At 71.7% G+C, this 14,548-nt stretch carries 12 protein-coding genes; 3 read left to right on the forward strand and 9 right to left on the reverse strand.

The features are described from left to right. Positions 1-64 precede the first annotated feature (64 nt). The 4 genes from HMPREF3165_RS12360 to ilvA form a co-directional block, all read right to left on the reverse strand. The gene (locus HMPREF3165_RS12360; protein ID WP_070513948.1) at positions 65-1,015 is read right to left on the reverse strand and encodes a PDDEXK family nuclease; all 951 of its coding nucleotides are present in this window, start codon (positions 1,013-1,015) and stop codon (positions 65-67) included. Positions 1,016-1,133: 118 nt separating this feature from the next. After that, a complete protein-coding gene (locus HMPREF3165_RS12365) occupies positions 1,134-3,128 on the reverse strand; it encodes an ABC-ATPase domain-containing protein (protein ID WP_070513949.1) in 1,995 nt (664 codons plus the stop codon). Positions 3,129-3,271: 143 nt separating this feature from the next. Then, positions 3,272-3,826, reverse strand: a complete 555-nt coding sequence (locus HMPREF3165_RS12370) for an NADPH-dependent FMN reductase (RefSeq protein ID WP_003787469.1) — start codon at positions 3,824-3,826, stop codon at positions 3,272-3,274. A 204-nt stretch (positions 3,827-4,030) separates the two neighbouring features. Beyond that, on the reverse strand, positions 4,031-5,596 hold the full coding sequence (gene ilvA / locus HMPREF3165_RS12375) for a threonine ammonia-lyase, biosynthetic (protein ID WP_070513951.1): 1,566 nt from the start codon (positions 5,594-5,596) through the stop codon (positions 4,031-4,033). Between the two features lie 148 nt (positions 5,597-5,744). Between ilvA and HMPREF3165_RS12380 the strand changes: the two genes are divergently transcribed. The 3 genes from HMPREF3165_RS12380 (at position 5,745) to HMPREF3165_RS12390 (ending at position 7,114) form a co-directional block, all read left to right on the forward strand. After that, entirely contained in the window at positions 5,745-6,104 is a 360-nt protein-coding gene (locus tag HMPREF3165_RS12380; RefSeq protein ID WP_370991914.1) for a type II toxin-antitoxin system RelE/ParE family toxin, read from the forward strand. After that, positions 6,101-6,424 carry a helix-turn-helix domain-containing protein gene (locus HMPREF3165_RS12385; RefSeq protein ID WP_003787474.1) on the forward strand — a complete coding sequence of 108 codons (324 nt, stop codon included), beginning with the start codon at positions 6,101-6,103 and terminating at the stop codon, positions 6,422-6,424. The genes HMPREF3165_RS12380 and HMPREF3165_RS12385 overlap by 4 nt, the downstream gene beginning before the upstream one ends. Before the next feature lie 156 nt (positions 6,425-6,580). Next, positions 6,581-7,114, forward strand: a complete 534-nt coding sequence (locus tag HMPREF3165_RS12390; protein WP_009407354.1) for a DUF4242 domain-containing protein — start codon at positions 6,581-6,583, stop codon at positions 7,112-7,114. Positions 7,115-7,272: 158 nt separating this feature from the next. On the opposite strand, the gene HMPREF3165_RS12395 is transcribed toward HMPREF3165_RS12390, so the two are convergent. The 5 genes from HMPREF3165_RS12395 to ilvD form a co-directional block, all read right to left on the reverse strand. Further along, a complete protein-coding gene (locus HMPREF3165_RS12395) occupies positions 7,273-9,018 on the reverse strand; it encodes an ABC transporter permease subunit (RefSeq protein WP_256275310.1) in 1,746 nt (581 codons plus the stop codon). Beyond that, positions 9,015-10,571: an ABC transporter substrate-binding protein gene (locus tag HMPREF3165_RS12400; protein WP_070513954.1), complete on the reverse strand. Its 1,557-nt coding sequence runs from the start codon at positions 10,569-10,571 to the stop codon at positions 9,015-9,017. Before HMPREF3165_RS12400 ends, HMPREF3165_RS12395 begins: the two co-directional genes overlap by 4 nt. 63 nt (positions 10,572-10,634) lie before the next feature. After that, positions 10,635-11,585, reverse strand: a complete 951-nt coding sequence (locus HMPREF3165_RS12405) for an ABC transporter ATP-binding protein (RefSeq protein ID WP_070513956.1) — start codon at positions 11,583-11,585, stop codon at positions 10,635-10,637. Then, positions 11,582-12,433, reverse strand: coding sequence for an ATP-binding cassette domain-containing protein (locus HMPREF3165_RS12410; protein WP_070513959.1), 852 nt, complete (start codon positions 12,431-12,433; stop codon positions 11,582-11,584). The genes HMPREF3165_RS12405 and HMPREF3165_RS12410 overlap by 4 nt, the downstream gene beginning before the upstream one ends. 82 nt (positions 12,434-12,515) lie before the next feature. Continuing rightward, the gene (gene ilvD, locus HMPREF3165_RS12415; RefSeq protein WP_070513960.1) at positions 12,516-14,402 is read right to left on the reverse strand and encodes a dihydroxy-acid dehydratase; all 1,887 of its coding nucleotides are present in this window, start codon (positions 14,400-14,402) and stop codon (positions 12,516-12,518) included. Positions 14,403-14,548: the final 146 nt, after the last annotated feature.

The following is a 14,548-nucleotide window of genomic DNA, read 5'->3' on the forward strand; positions in this document are numbered from 1 at the left end:
GCGGCTCCGGGTCGTTTCTGAAGTTTTGGTCGAAGTGTGTGAGGGAGTAGGAGGGAGGAGGGGCTCACCAGCGTCGGCCAGTAGGCCTGACCCCGGCAGCGGCCAGTCGTCGCAGCATCTGCGCCCCGGCGTCACCCCAGGCCTGCGCCCACGTCCAGCGGGCCACCGCCAAGCCCGAGGCCCGCAGCGCGTCCTCCCGGAGCTTCTCACGCCACACAACATCCTCCGGGTCCTTCCCGAAAGAGGCCGACCGGTACTTGACCCGACCGTCGAACTCCCCGACCACCCCATGATCCGGCCAGTAGAAGTCCAGGATGTAGAGCTCCGACCCGACCCGCACACTGACCTGCAGCTCCGGCCTGGGAAGCCGGTGCTCCCACATGCGCACGCGGGACATCGACTCGCCCGGCGACTCGGAGCGGCCGTCGGCCAGACGCACAGCCTGCCGAGCACGAGGACCGCCACCTGCCGTCTCGGGCAGACGCTCCAGCGCCTCTTGCAGTCCCTCCGCGGAGCACAACCCGTTGTTCAGGGCCGCATCCATGGCGGCGACTCCCGCCATGAGGCCGTTCCACCGAGCCAGGTCAATGAGCGCGTCCGGCAGTGCGACGGCGAGATGCCCGCCCACTCTGACGACCTCAGTGCCGGGGCGACGCACGTGGCGCCTCAGCAAGGAGGTCCGTACCCGGCCAGGGTGCCCGTCCACGACCTCCACCCGGCGCAGGACCGTCCCCACCAGTGGCAGCCCGTAGGCGGCGACGGCGGAGGCGCCCGCCAGCATCAGGTCCTCGCCGTACTTCCGGTGCGCCGCCTCGAGCAGCAGCTCGTAGCGCTCCATCCACGCAGCCTCCTGCCAGGCCGCACGAGGCGCGTAGACGCCGGCGGCGACGCGCAGCCAGTCGTGGCTGAGGTCCGGGCGCGCGCACGCGGCGCCGTCGAGACCGGTCTCGTTCCACATCAGCGGGTGCAGGGCCCCGCCGTCGGACAGGGGCGGGGAGGAGATCGTGGTGGTCATGCCCCCATGCTGCCCGCAACGCCCCAGCCCTCACTCAGTCCGCTTGCCGTCCTGTGGAAACAGGGCGCCGACGACGCAGTTGTGGACACCGAGATCGCCGATCACTTCGACCGAATCTTCAGAATCGACGCGGCTCCGGGTCGATTTTGAAGTTTTGGTCGAAGTGTGTGTGGAGGGAGGCCAGCTCGAGCTTGCGGTAGCGGCTGACGGCCGCGGCGACGTCGACCATGCGGGGGCGCACGAGGAAGGCGGGCCGCTCGCGCTCGTCGGTCAGGGCGTCCAGGCCCTCGTCGTCGAGCAGGGCTTCGAGGTCGTCCAGGCACTCGCGCAGCGGGGATACCCCGTCGAAGCGTTGCTCCAGCAGGGCGCGCAGGGCGTAGGCGATGGCCTCGGCCTGCCCCGGATCGGTGACGCCGCCGACGTCGGAGATGTCGATGTCCTCCCGGTCAAGGACCAGGGTGGAGGTGCCGTGGGCGCGGGTGCGCACCGGCCCCCGGCGGGTGCGCGGCGGGGCGGGCTCGGGGACGCGCTGGCGCGGCTCGGCGAAGTCCTCCAGGCCGGTCAGGGGCCGGGGCTGGCCGGCGACGACCCGGCGGGCCTGCTCGGTGACGTCGCGCAGGTGGTAGGCGTCCATGAGCAGGACCCGGTCGGCCACGTCCAGGTAGTCCCCGGAGCCGCCCATGACCATGACCGTGGAGACGCCCCTCCTGCGGAACAGCGCGGTGATGCGGTCCACCAGGGGCGTGATGGGCTCGCGCTCGGCGGCCACGAGCTCGCGCATGCGCGAGTCGCGGATGAGCAGGTTCGTGGCGGAGGTGTCCTCGTCCAGCAGCAGCGTCGTGGCGCCGGCCTCGACGGCCTCGATGATGGAGGCGGCCTGGGAGGTGGATCCCGAGGCGTTGCGGGTGGTGAAGGAGGCGGTGTCGCGCCCGGCCGGCAGGTGGGAGATGAAGGGGGTCAGGTCGACGCCGGTCACGGCGCGCCCGTCGGCGGCCCGCACCTTGACGGCGTCGGGGACCGTGGCGACGAGCTCGCGCCCGTCCCCGGGCACGTGCGGGTAGACGCCGCGCTCAATGGCGCTCAGCAGCGTGGACTTGCCGTGGTAGCCGCCTCCGACGATGACGTTGACGCCCGCCTCGACGACGGTGCCGCGCACCGTCCCGGCGTGCGGGAGCTCCACCGTGGCGGCCATGGACTCGGGGGCCTGGAGGGGAACGCCGCCGTCCAGGGGATCGTCGCTCACCCCGGAGCGGCGCGGCAGCACGGAGCCGTCGGCGAGGAAGGCCACCCAGCCGTTGCGGGCCACCATCGCGGTCAGGGCCCGGTGGTCCTCAAGAGTGGCGACGTGGCGCACGAGCCGGTCGCCCCGCTCGCCGGTGAGGTCCATGGCCTCCTCCAGCTCGCGCACGAGGTCGCGCCCCACGATCCGGGAGGCCTCGTGGCCCTGGATGGAGCGACCCTGGGCGGGCAGGGCCAGGCGGGCGCGGACCTCCAGCACCCAACCGGCCCCCTCCTTCTTCTCCTCGGGGCGCAGGATGATGCTGGAGCGCTGCAGGATCTCCTGGCCCGGGGAGGCGATGGACAGCGCCGTGCCGCGGAAGCCCGCGTGCAGCTCGCGGGTGAGGAAGTCACCCACGGCCAGGCGGCGGTCTGCGTCGGCCAGCAGGTCGGCCTCGTCGAGCAGCTCCAGGCCGTGCAGGTCAGTGGGCACGTCCACATGGATGCGCGTGGGCGGGGCGTAGGGGTCGGACTGGACGCGATCAATGTGCAGGAACCAGCCGGCGGGCGCCCGGTAGCGTCCGACGATCGCCTTGTAGGCGGCGTAGGAGCGTCCGTCGAGGGCGTGGAGGTGGCCGACGAGGTCTGCCAGGAGGCCGTCGCGGGGCTCATCGTCATAGACACGGCGCGAGCGGCCGCCCTCGCCATCCCGGTAGCCTCGGCCGCTGCCGGAGCCTCCCCGGTAGCCTCGGTCTCCTCCGCCGCCGCCTCCCGAGTTACCTCGGTAGCCGCGGTAGCCTCGGTCGCCACCGCCGGAGCCTCCCCGGTACCCGCGCTCGCCGTATCCGCCCCTGTCGTCCCGGCGGGAACCGCCTCGCTCGCTGCGCTCAGTCATGGGGAAACCCTACCCACCCGCCATACCGCTCCCGCCAACCCCGGCACGAACGACGTCGCCGCCGGAGCACCCGCAGGTGCCGCCGACGGCGACATAATGGACTGGCGTCCTCCGGCTCAGCCGAACGACCGAGCTCGACGTCCTCAGCGCAGGGAGGCCAGGGCGTCGGAGTGGGCGACGACGTCGCGCACCATGGCCGGGACCTCGGCGTCGTGGAAAGCGGCCGGCGAGAAGGCGCCGTCGGCGAAGTCGGTGTTGAGCGAAAGGAACACGTTGGAGGCCACGACGGTGGCACCCATGCCCTGAAGGATCTGCTGGAGGTGGCTGACGGCGCGGATGCCGACGCTGTAGGAGTAGCCGACCACGCCCACGCCCTTGTTGGCCACGGCGCCGGGCTGGAGGAAGTCGATGGCGTTCTTCAGGGCGCCGGGGATGGAGAAGTTGTACTCGGGGGTGACGAAGATCAGTGCGTCGAAGGACTTCAGGGCCTCATCGAAGGCGGCGCCGGCCGGGTCGCTGGGGACGGCCATGCGCGGGGGGATCTCCTCGGCGAACAGGGGCAGGTTGAAGGAGGCGATGTCGACGATCTCGGCCTCAACGCCCTCGATCTCGTTGGCCTGGTCGACCACCCACTGGGCGATGGTGCCACCCACGCGGTTGGGGCGGACGGAACCGACGACGACGGCAAGACGGGTCATGTTTCTCTCCTGGTCGAGATGAGCCGGGGCGGGGTCAGCGTCAGGCGAAGACTCCGATGGCGCACCCGGCCGCGACAATTGATTTACCAACAACCTTATGGGAGTTTCGACAGAACGAACTCCCCCTTATTGCATGATACCGGCCACAATGCCCCGTCTCCGCCCTTCCGGTGAGGGCACATGGAGCCGCGAACTCGTCACGGACTATCGGGCCAGGAAGAAGCGGAAGGCGGGGTCGGCGGTCTCCTCGTTGTAGGAGTAGCCGAGGCGGTCCATGTGCTCGGTCAGCTCGACGTCGTCGGGCCCGGCCGCGAAGGCGCACAGGATACGGCCGTAGTCGGCGCCGTCGGTGCGGTAGTGGAACAGGGTGATGTTCCAGCGGGTGCCCAGCACCTCAAGGAAGTGAGCCAGCGCCCCGGGCGACTCGGGAAAGAGGAAGGAGAAGAGGCGCTCGGGCACGCCAGGGGTGGCGCGCCCACCAATCATGGAGCGCACGTGGACCTTGGCGAGCTCGTCGTCGGTGAGGTCGATGACGTCGTAGCCGGCCTCCTCCAGGTCCGCCACGATCTCGGCGCGCTCCTGGCGCCGGGCGATGCGCACACCCACGAAGATGCGGGCGGGGTCGGTCTCGGCACGGGCCGCGGAGAGGCGGTAGTTGAACTCGGTGACCGAGCGGGCCCCCAGGACCGAGGCGAAGCGCAGGAAGGAGCCCTGCTCCTCGGGGATGGTGACCCCGAGGATGGCCTCGCGCTGCTCACCGATCTCGCTGCGCTCGGAGATGTAGCGCAGCTGGTGGAAGTTGAGGTTGGCGCCGGACAGAACGAAGGCGAGGCGCTCGCCGGACAGGTGGTGCTCGGCGACGTAGCGCTTGAGTCCCGCCAGGGCCAGGGCGCCGGAGGGCTCGGAGATGGCGCGCACGTCGTCGAAGATGTCGCGCACGGCGGCGGAGGTCTCGTCGGAGGAGACGGTGACGACGTCGTCGAGCAGGGCCCGGCACATGCGGAAGGTCTCCTCGCCGATGCGGCGCACGGCCACCCCTTCGGCGAACAGGCCCACGTGGTGCAGGGTGATGGGCTCCCCGCCCAGTAGGGCGGCCTTGAGGCAGGCCGACTCCTCGTGCTCGACGCCGATGACCTTGATCCCGGGCATGAGCTGCTTGATGAGGACGGCGACGCCGGCGGCCAGCCCGCCGCCGCCCACAGGTACGAAGACGCGGTCGAGGTGGGCGTCCTGCTGGATGAGCTCCAGGCCGATGGTGCCCTGGCCGGCGATGACTCGGGGGTCGTCGAAGGGGGCGATGTAGGACAGGCCCTCGGCCTCGGCCAGGCGGGTGGCCTCGGCCTTGGCGGCGTCGAAGTTGTCCCCGTGGAGGCGGACCTCGCCGCCCAGGGCGCGAACGGCGTCGACCTTGATCTGAGGGGTGACGGTGGGCATGACGATGATGGCGCTCATCCCCAGCAGGGCGGCGGAGCGGGCCACGCCCTGGGCGTGGTTGCCGGCCGAGGCGGTGACGACGCCGCGCTCGCGCTCGGCCGGGCTCAGGGAGCGCATGGCGTTGTAGGCGCCGCGGATCTTGAAGGAGTGGACGGTCTGGAGGTCCTCGCGCTTGACCTCAACGGTGTTGCCCAGGCGGGCCGACAGGGCCGGCATCTCCTGCAGGGGCGTGTGCTCGGCCGCCTCGTAGACGGGGGCCTTGAGGATCTCCCGCAGGTAGCGGGCGCTGTCCCAGGCAGGGGTTCCGTTGCTGCTGACGCTGTCGAGCTCATTCACGAGTGACAGCGTAACGGGCAAGGCGCCGCCCGGCTCAAGCCGGTGGTGGCGCGCGCTGATCGCGATGCCCTGGCATCTCCGAGGCAGGTGGCACCGCCAGAACAGACATCCTCTAGAGAGGATATCATCTTGATGATATAGTCATGGCGTGAGTGTGAGGTGGTCGATTGAGTTCTCCGAGGAGGTGCGCATCTGGTATGCGGGACTGACTCCCACCGGCAAGGCCTCGACAGACCGGGTCCTCGAACGGCTTGCCCTGCAGGGCAATCTGCTCCGCATGCCACACTCCCGACCACTCGGTGACGGGCTACATGAACTGCGGTTCTCCTGCGAGAACGTCAACCGCCGCATCACGTACGTGTTCGACCCGGACCGCCGAGTCGTCACTCTCACGACGTTCCGCAAGCAACGTCAGAACGAGCGAACCGAGGTCCTGCGCGCCAGACGAGCGCAAGCCGCTCACGAGGCCAGTCGGCACGCTGAAGAGAAGAACGGGAGAAGATCATGAGCACCGCCACAAACAGCTCCACCGTCACCACCTCGTGGGAGCAGATCAGGCAGGAGTCGCTGGCCGCCATGACCGAGGCCGAGCGAGCCGAGTACAACCGGGCTGCCATCGAGACCGAGGCCCGCCTCCAACTTGCCGAACTGGTTTACAACGCACGTGCGGCCGCAGGAATCTCCCAGACAGAACTGGCCCGACGCGCAGGAACACGTCAGTCCGTCATCTCTGCGATTGAAAACGGAGCTCAAGCGCCCGGTGGCGTCATGCTCGCACGTATCGCTCACGCCCTCGGTGGAACTCTCGGGATTCACGTCGCCGCCTAATACATACGTCATGCTCCCACCTCCTCATCGGGTCTCACGATGCTGCGCCATACGATGTGTCCGCAGAGCGAGCAGGTCATCAGTTCACCGGAGCCGGCGGGAATAATTCGGCTGGACCGCAAGGTTGGTATGCACACCCTACGGAAAGGAGCCGCCATGTCGCTCCAGCTCTTCGAGCTCGTCCCCACCACCCCGTCGCGCGAGGCCGCCGAGGCCCTCATCGCGCAGGTCTCCCAGGCCGTTGAGGCCGCCGGCGCCTCCGTCCTGGAGTCGCAGGTCACCGCCAGTCACGAGCGCATCTTCACCATCGTCGAGCTCGGCTCCGACGACGTCGCCGCCCTGACCGAGGCCGTCCGGTCCGCTGCGGCCGACGCCGAGGTCACCGGCCCCGACGAGGTCCGCCTCGTGGGCGCCGAGCTGGAGGACGTGCGCGCCCTGGCCCGCAAGGCCGACTACCTCGTGGAGTGGGACATCCCCGAGGAGATCTCCATGGAGACCTACCTGGCGCGCAAGAAGGCCAACTCCCCCAAGTACGCCCAGGTGCCGGAGGTGAGCTTCCTGCGCACCTACGTGCGTGAGGACACGGTCAAGTGCCTGTGCTTCTACGACGCCCCCGATGAGGAGGCCGTGGTGCGCGCCCGCGAGGCCGTCTCCACCCCGATCGACCGCCTCCACGCCCTGGAGGGCTGAGGTCCCGGTCCGCTGATGAGGCGGGCGCCAACCCATTGCGCGGTTGGCGCCCGCCTCGTTGTCTGTGCCCGACGGCGCAGCCCTCGCGCCCGGCCTGGGCCGGGCCGGAGCCGGGCCGCTGCCACCGGGCCTCTACGGCTCCTGCGGTCTCTGCGGTCTTAGCGCCGCATGCTGCGGGAGGCGGCGACCGATGTGATCGACAGGACCACGAGGGCGGCGGCGGGCGTGGCCACGGCCCAGGGGGCCCGTTCGATGTAGGGCAGCGCGTCGGACAGGACCAGTCCCCACTCCGGTGCGGGGCTCTGGGCGCCCAGGCCGAGGAATCCTAGGGCGGCCAAGGCCAGGGCCTTGCCGGGCAGCCTCAGGGCCGCGTGGCGCGCCAGGGGGCCGACGACGGCGGGCAGGACCCGGGTCAGGGTGATCCGCACGCGTCCCTCCCCCAGGACCGGGGCGAGGAGGACGTCGGGGCGCTGCCGGTTCTCGGCGACGAGTCCGGCGGCGTGGGAGGCCAGGGGCGCCCAGCCGACGCCGGCCACGGCGATGGCGGCGCCCGTGGCGCTGGGCCCGGAGACGCCGGCGACGATGAGGCCGGCCAGGATCGGCGGGGCGGCGTTGGCGACCTCAATGAATCCTGTGGCCGCCCGCGGCGCCAGCCCCACCAGCATGGCGATGACGAAGCAGACCACCGTGACGATGACGGCGCCGCTCACGGTGGACACGGCCCCGTGAGCCACCCGTGCCAGCACGTCGCGCCCGAGCGAGTCGGCGCCCAGTGGGAGGGCGGCACTGGGCTGCGCGAGCTTGTCCGCGACGACGGCGTAGGGGTCGCGCCGAATCCCGACGGCCACCATGAGGGCCAGCAGGGCGGCACCGCTGACGGCGATGACGCGGGCGGCCCGCCCCGGGTGCTCCACCGGGGGCGGCGCCGTGAGACCGCCCGCCCCGGCGGCCCGCCCCATGAGGAGGCGCCGGACCGCTCCGGCGATGACGCCGGCGGCCAGCGCCAGGGCGAGCAGCAGCAGGATCTGGGCCTGAAGGGCCGGCACGTCCTGGGCGGAGGCGGCGTCCAGGAGCTCGCGCCCCAGCCCGGGGATGGCGAAGATCTTCTCCACGGCGACCGCGCCGCCGGTCAGGGCGACGACGACGAGCGCCACCTGCCCGGTCAGTGGTGCCAGGGCCCGCCGCAGGACGGCTCCGGCCAGGGTCCGGCCACGGATGCCGGCGGTGGACCAGGTGGCCACCCAGCGTTCGGAGAAGGTGGCGGTGACGGCGTCGGAGACGAGTCCGCCGAGGTAGCCGCCGGTGGGCAGGCCCAGGCTGAGGGCCGGCATGATGACCTTCTCGGGGCTGCCCCACCCGAAGGGCGGCAGGATCCTGAGGTAGACGGCCAGGACGAGCATGAGGATCGGGGCCAGGAGGTACTCGGGCAGGGAGATGAGGATCGCGGAGGCGGCTCCGCCGCGGGGCCGGGGTCGCCCTCGCAGCCCGTCGCGCAGGGCGGGCAGGACCAGGGCTGCGGCCACGATGACTCCGACGCCGAGCGCGGCGACCATGAGGCTCAGGGAGACTCCGAAGGCGTCCACGGCGTCCGGGCCGACGTCGGCTCCGGAGACCCAGGAGCGGCCCAGGTCGCCGCGGGCCACCCCGGCCAGCCAGTGCCCGATGACGTGGAGGGGGCCGCCGTCGATCCCGATGCTCGTGCGGATGGAGTCCAGGATTTCCGGTGTGGGCTCCCGGTCGGAGGAGGTGGCGCGCAGGATCGTCAGGGCCGGGTCCTTGCCCGAGAGCCAGGGCAGCATGCCCACCAGGCCGACGAGGCAGGCCAGGGCGAGCAGGCGCGAGATGCCGGTGACAAGGTCGCCCGTGCGCAGGCGCCCGGCGAGCCGGGTGAGCACGCCGCTCACTTCTTCACGGTCGTGGCCGAGGTGATGAGGGCGCGCTCGCCCGGGTCTCGCTCGGCGCCGGTGACCCCGGAGGCCTCGCCCTGGATGACGCGCTCATGGGCGAGCGGGATGGCGGCGCCGGAGGCGAGGATGGCCTGCTCGGCAGCCATGATGGCCTTGCGACGCTCGTCGCCGGGCTGCGCGGCGGCGGCCTTGGAGATGGCGGCGTCGACCTTCTCATCGTGCAGGCCGCTCATGGAGAAGGAGCCGGAGGAGGAGAAGTCGGCGGTCATGTAGGCGACGGCGTCGCCGGAGTCCTGGACGGTGGAGCGCGACACGAGGACGGCGTGGAACTTGCCGGCCATGGCCTCGGACTCGATCTGGTTGTACTCGCGGACGTCCTGGGTGACCTTGAAGCCGGCGGCCTCGAGCTGCTGGGCCAGGAGGGGGACCATCTCGCCGAGCTCGGGGCGGTCGGTGTAGGAGGCCAGGGTGATGGCGGTGCCGGCGGGGACGGTCCCGGCGGCGGTGGCGCCGGGGACCTTGCCGGTGGCGGCTGCGCCCGTGGCTCCGGGGTAGGTCTCCTTCTTCCAGGCGCGCAGCTCGGCGGCCCAGGGCACGGCCGGCCCCAGGAGTCCGACGGGAGAGTCGGCGTGGCCCTCGAAGACGGTCTTGATGAGGGCGGCGGGATCGACGGCGTTGCGGGCGGCGGCGCGCAGGGCGGGGTCGGCGAAGGGGCCGGAGCGGGTGTTGAGGTAGAGGGTGGAGGTGCGCGGGGTGGCTACCTCGTGGAGAAGGTTCTTGTCGATGTTGCCGACCTGGGCGACGGGGACGGCCTCGACGATGTCGGCGGTGTCGGTGCGCAGGGCGTTGGCGCGGGCGGCGCCGTCGGGAACGTAGGTGACGTCGATGCCGGGGGCGGTGGCCTTCGTGCCCCAGTACGTGTCGTTGCGTTCCAGGGTGGCGCCGGAGGAGCCGTTGGCCTGCTTGAGGATGAAGGCGCCGGTGCCGTGGCCGACGGGGTCGATGGCGCCGTCGGCGGAGCCGGGGTAGGCGGCCGGGGACAGGATGACGAGCTGGGGACTGGACAGGCGCTGCGGCATGAGGGGGTCGGGGGCCGCGGTGGTCAGGAGGAGGTCCTTGCCGTCGGCCTTCGCGGTGAGTTGGATTCCGTCCAGGACGCGTGGCGGCTTGGCGGCGGTGGCGGCGAAGGTGAGGGCGGCGGCCGCGTTCTCGGCGCTCAGGGCGGTGCCGTCGTGGAAGGTGACGCCCTCGCGCAGGGTGAGGCGCCAGGTGGTCTCGCCCTCGCGCTTCCAGGAGGTGGCGAGCAGCTCCTGGGCGTCGCCGTCGGCGTTGAGCGTCGTGAGGCCCTCAGCGCAGGACCACCGAGTGAGCTTGAGGCCGTCGTTGGTGAGCGGGTTGAGCTTGCTCTCGGGGGCGTGGAACATGGCCAGGCGGATGCGGCCGTCGCCCGAGGAGCTGCGCGAGCAGGAGGCGATGGCGGCGGCGCCGGCTCCGACGCCGAGGGCGGCGAGGACCTGGCGGCGGGTGACGGCGGGGGTGGGCATGGACATGGATGCTCCTTCGGGCCTGTGTCGGAGTGTCAGCTGTCGGGGTGTCATCGGTCGGGGAGGTCGTCAGTCGGTGGCGGTCGGCAGGGTGGGGACGGCGTCGCGCAGGGCGCGGGTGGCCGGGTGGGCGGGTTCGGTCAGGAGGCGGCGCATGGGGGCGTCCTCGACGATGGCGCCGCCGTCCATGACCAGGGCCCGCTGGCAGACGCGGGCGACGGCGGCCAGGTCGTGCGACACCACTAGCAGGGCTGGGGCGGGCACGGCGCAGTAGCCAGCTGGGGCGGGCACGGCGCCGGAAGCAGCTGGGGCGGGCACAGCGCCGGAACCAGCCGGGGCGGGCTCAGGCTCACCACTCGCGCCGGACTTGGCGGGGGGCGTTCCCTCACCGCTCGTGTCGGCGTCGGGGCCAGTCTCGGGGCCGGCCTCGATGGCGGCGAGCAGGTCGAGGGTCTGGCGGCGCAGGGCGGGGTCGAGCCCGGAGACCGGCTCGTCGAGCAGGAGGTAGCGCGGGGACAGGGCCAGGGCCCGAGCGATGGAGACCCGCTGCGCCTGGCCGCCGGAGATCTCGTGGGGCCGGTTCTCCCAGATCTCGCGGTGAATCTCGAGGCCCTCCAGGATCTTCCGGGCTCGGCTGACGGCCTCCTCGCGGTCGCGCACCACGCCCAGGGTGCGCAGCGGAGTGCTCACCTGCGCCAGCACTGAGCGGCGCGGGTGGAGGGTGGCGGCGGCGTCCTGGGGCACGTACTGCACCGCCCGCCGGAAGGCCCGCAGCACTCGGACTCCGCCTCGGCGCACGGGGCGGCCGTCGAGCAGGATCTCGCCGGCGTCCTCCGGGCCCGGGGAGTCGAGCAGCAGCAGGGCACGCAGCAGCGTCGTCTTGCCGCATCCTGAGCGTCCGATGAGGGCCACGTTCTCCCCCGGCTCCAGGCGCAGATCCACGCCGCGCAGCACCTCTCGCCGCTCGCCGCCCGCCCCCGGGTGGGAGCGCCTCAGTCCACGGGTCTCAAGCCCGCTCATGCGGCGGCTCCCGCTGCGGCCAGGGCCCCGTCGATGGTCTCCTCGGCGCCGGCCTCGCACATGGCGGCCGTGACCGGGTGTGCGGGGCGGGTCAGGACGGCGAGGGTCTCCCCCGACTCGATGATGGCGCCGTCGTGGAGGACGGCGATGTTCTCGCAGATGGCGGCGGCGGGCAGGTCGTGGGTGATGAGGAGCAGGGCGGGGGCCTGGGGCAGGCTGGTCAGGGAGCTCAGGAGCCCGAGGATCTCGGCGCGGGCGACGACGTCGAGGGCGGTGGTGGGCTCGTCGGCGATGATGAGGGCGGGTTCGGCGGCCAGGGCCAGGGCCAGGCTGACGCGCTGGCGCTGGCCTCCGGAGAGGCGCCCGGGGACGCGGTCGGCGAAGGACTCGTCGAGCCCGACGGCGTAGAGGTAGTCGGTGGCGCGCTGGCGGGCCTCGTCCCGGCTGCGTCCGGCGGCCTGGGAGGCCAGCGCGATCTGGCGGCCGACCGCGATGAGCGGGTGCAGGGCTGTGGAGTGGTCCTGTGGGACCAGGGCGATGCGGCTGCCCCGGGGGCGCAGGGCGGCGGGCAGACCCAGCAGGTTGACGCCGCCGTCCTCACCTCCCGCTGGGGAGCTCACGCTCGGGTCGCTGCCTGCGTCAGCGTCATCGGGCTCAACGGTCAAGGAGCCGGCCACCTCCAGGGAGGACGGGAGGATGCCCGCGAGCGCGGCGCAGGTGAGGGACTTGCCCGCTCCGGAGGCGCCGACCAGGGCGGTCCGGCTGGCGGGCGCGAGGCGGAGGGCGACGCCGTTGACCAGCGTCGTGCTGCCGGATCGCACCACCAGCGATCTGAGAACGATTGTCACACGCAAACCCTAGGTGCGAGTGACAACGATTTTCAAATATGCAGTTGGTCAACCCGGGCCGGCCCCTCCGGCCCTCGTCGGGCTACTTGATCCCGAGGCGCTTGAGGTCGCGCACCGCGCCCAGGTCGGCGCTGGTGGCGAGCATGGCGTAGGCGCGCAGCGCCGCGGAGACCTTGCGGGGGCGGTCCACGTGCGGGGTCCAGGCGGCCTCGCCGCGGGCCTCCTCCTCGGCGCGGCGGCGCTCGATCTCCTCCTCGCTCAGGCGCACGGAGATGGCGCGGCGCGGGATGTCGATGTCGATGATGTCGCCGCTGCGCACCAGGCCGATGAGCCCGCCGGCCGCCGCCTCCGGGGAGACGTGGCCGATGCTCAGCCCAGAGGTGCCCCCGGAGAAGCGCCCGTCGGTGAGCAGGGCGCACTCCTTGCCCAGGTGCATGGACTTGATGTAGGTCGTCGGGTAGAGCATCTCCTGCATGCCGGGGCCGCCGCGCGGTCCCTCGTGGCTGATGATGACAACGTCGCCGGACTTCACCTGCTTGCCGAGGATCCCGGCGACGGCGTCCTCCTGGGACTCGAAGACGACGGCGGGCCCGGAGAAGGTCAGGATCGACTCGTCCACGCCGGCGGTCTTGACGATGCAGCCCTTCTCGGCGATGTTGCCGAAGAGGACGGCCAGGCCGCCGTCGGCGGAGTAGGCGTGCTCGATGTCGCGGATGCAGCCGGCGGCGCGGTCGGTGTCGAGGGACTCCCAGCGGGAGGCCTGGGAGAACATCTCGGTGGTGCGCACGCCGGCGGGGGCGGCGAGGTAGCCGGTGCGGATCTCCTCGCTGACCTGGGAGCCGGGGACGCCGTCGGGGCCGGGGCGGGCGATGTCGTAGGCGGCGAGCTCCTCGCCCAGGGTGGTGCCCAGGACGTTGGAGGTGGTGGTCTCCAGCAGTCCGCCGCGGTCGAGCTCGCCGAGGATGCCGATGATGCCGCCGGCGCGGTGCACGTCCTCGATGTGGTAGAGGTTCGTCGAGGGCGCGACCTTGGCCAGGTGGGGGACCTTGCGCGAGAGGCGGTCGATGTCGGCCATGGCGAAGTCGACCTCGGCCTCCTGGGCGGCGGCCAGCAGGTGCAGGACGGTATTGGTGGAGCCGCCCATGGCGATGTCCAGGCTCATGGCGTTCTCGAAGGCGGCCTTGGTGGCGATGGAGCGCGGCAGGACGGAGGCGTCGTCGTGCTCGTAGTAGGCCCGGGTGATCTCGACGATCTGGTGGCCGACGCGCTTGAAGAGCTCGCCGCGGTCGGCGTGGGTGGCCAGCAGGGTGCCGTTCATGGGCAGGGCCAGGCCGAGGGCCTCAGTGAGGCAGTTCATGGAGTTGGCGGTGAACATGCCCGAGCAGGAGCCGCAGGTGGGGCAGGCCAGGCGCTCGATGGCGCTGATGGTCTCGTCGGAGACAGTGGGGTCGGCGGCGTCCATCATGGCGTCGATGAGGTCGAGCTTGCGGGTGGTGCCGTCGGCGGCGGTCATCTTGCCCGACTCCATGGGGCCGCCGGAGATGAAGATGGTCGGGATGTTGAGGCGCAGGGCGGCCATGAGCATGCCCGGGGTGATCTTGTCGCAGTTGGAGATGCACACGAGGGCGTCGGCGCAGTGGGCGCTGACCATGTACTCCACGGAGTCGGCGATGAGGTCGCGGCTGGGCAGGGAGTAGAGCATGCCGTCGTGGCCCATGGCGATGCCGTCGTCGACGGCGATCGTGTTGAACTCCTTGGCCAGGCCCCCGGCCGCCTCGATCTCGGTGGCCACGAGGCGCCCGACGTCGCGCAGGCCCACGTGTCCGGGGACGAACTGGGTGAAGGAGTTCGCGATGGCGATGATCGGCTTGCCGAAGTCGGAGTCCTTGACACCGGTGGCGCGCCACAGTGCACGGGCGCCCGCCATGTTGCGGCCGTGGGTGGAGGTGGCGCTGCGGTACTGCGGCATGAGCGATTCCTTCTCGGGCAGACGGACTGGAACGGCGTCGCAAGGAGCCGGCCTCAGGGGGTGGCCAGCGCTTCACGACGCCGTGTTGCCATAGCGTAGCCCTCGTTGGCTTCGGACGCCGCTTCGCTTCCTGTCCCTGAGACGCG

The sequence above is a fragment of the Actinomyces sp. HMSC08A09 genome, assembly GCF_001807465.1.
Lineage (GTDB): Bacteria > Actinomycetota > Actinomycetes > Actinomycetales > Actinomycetaceae > Actinomyces > Actinomyces oris.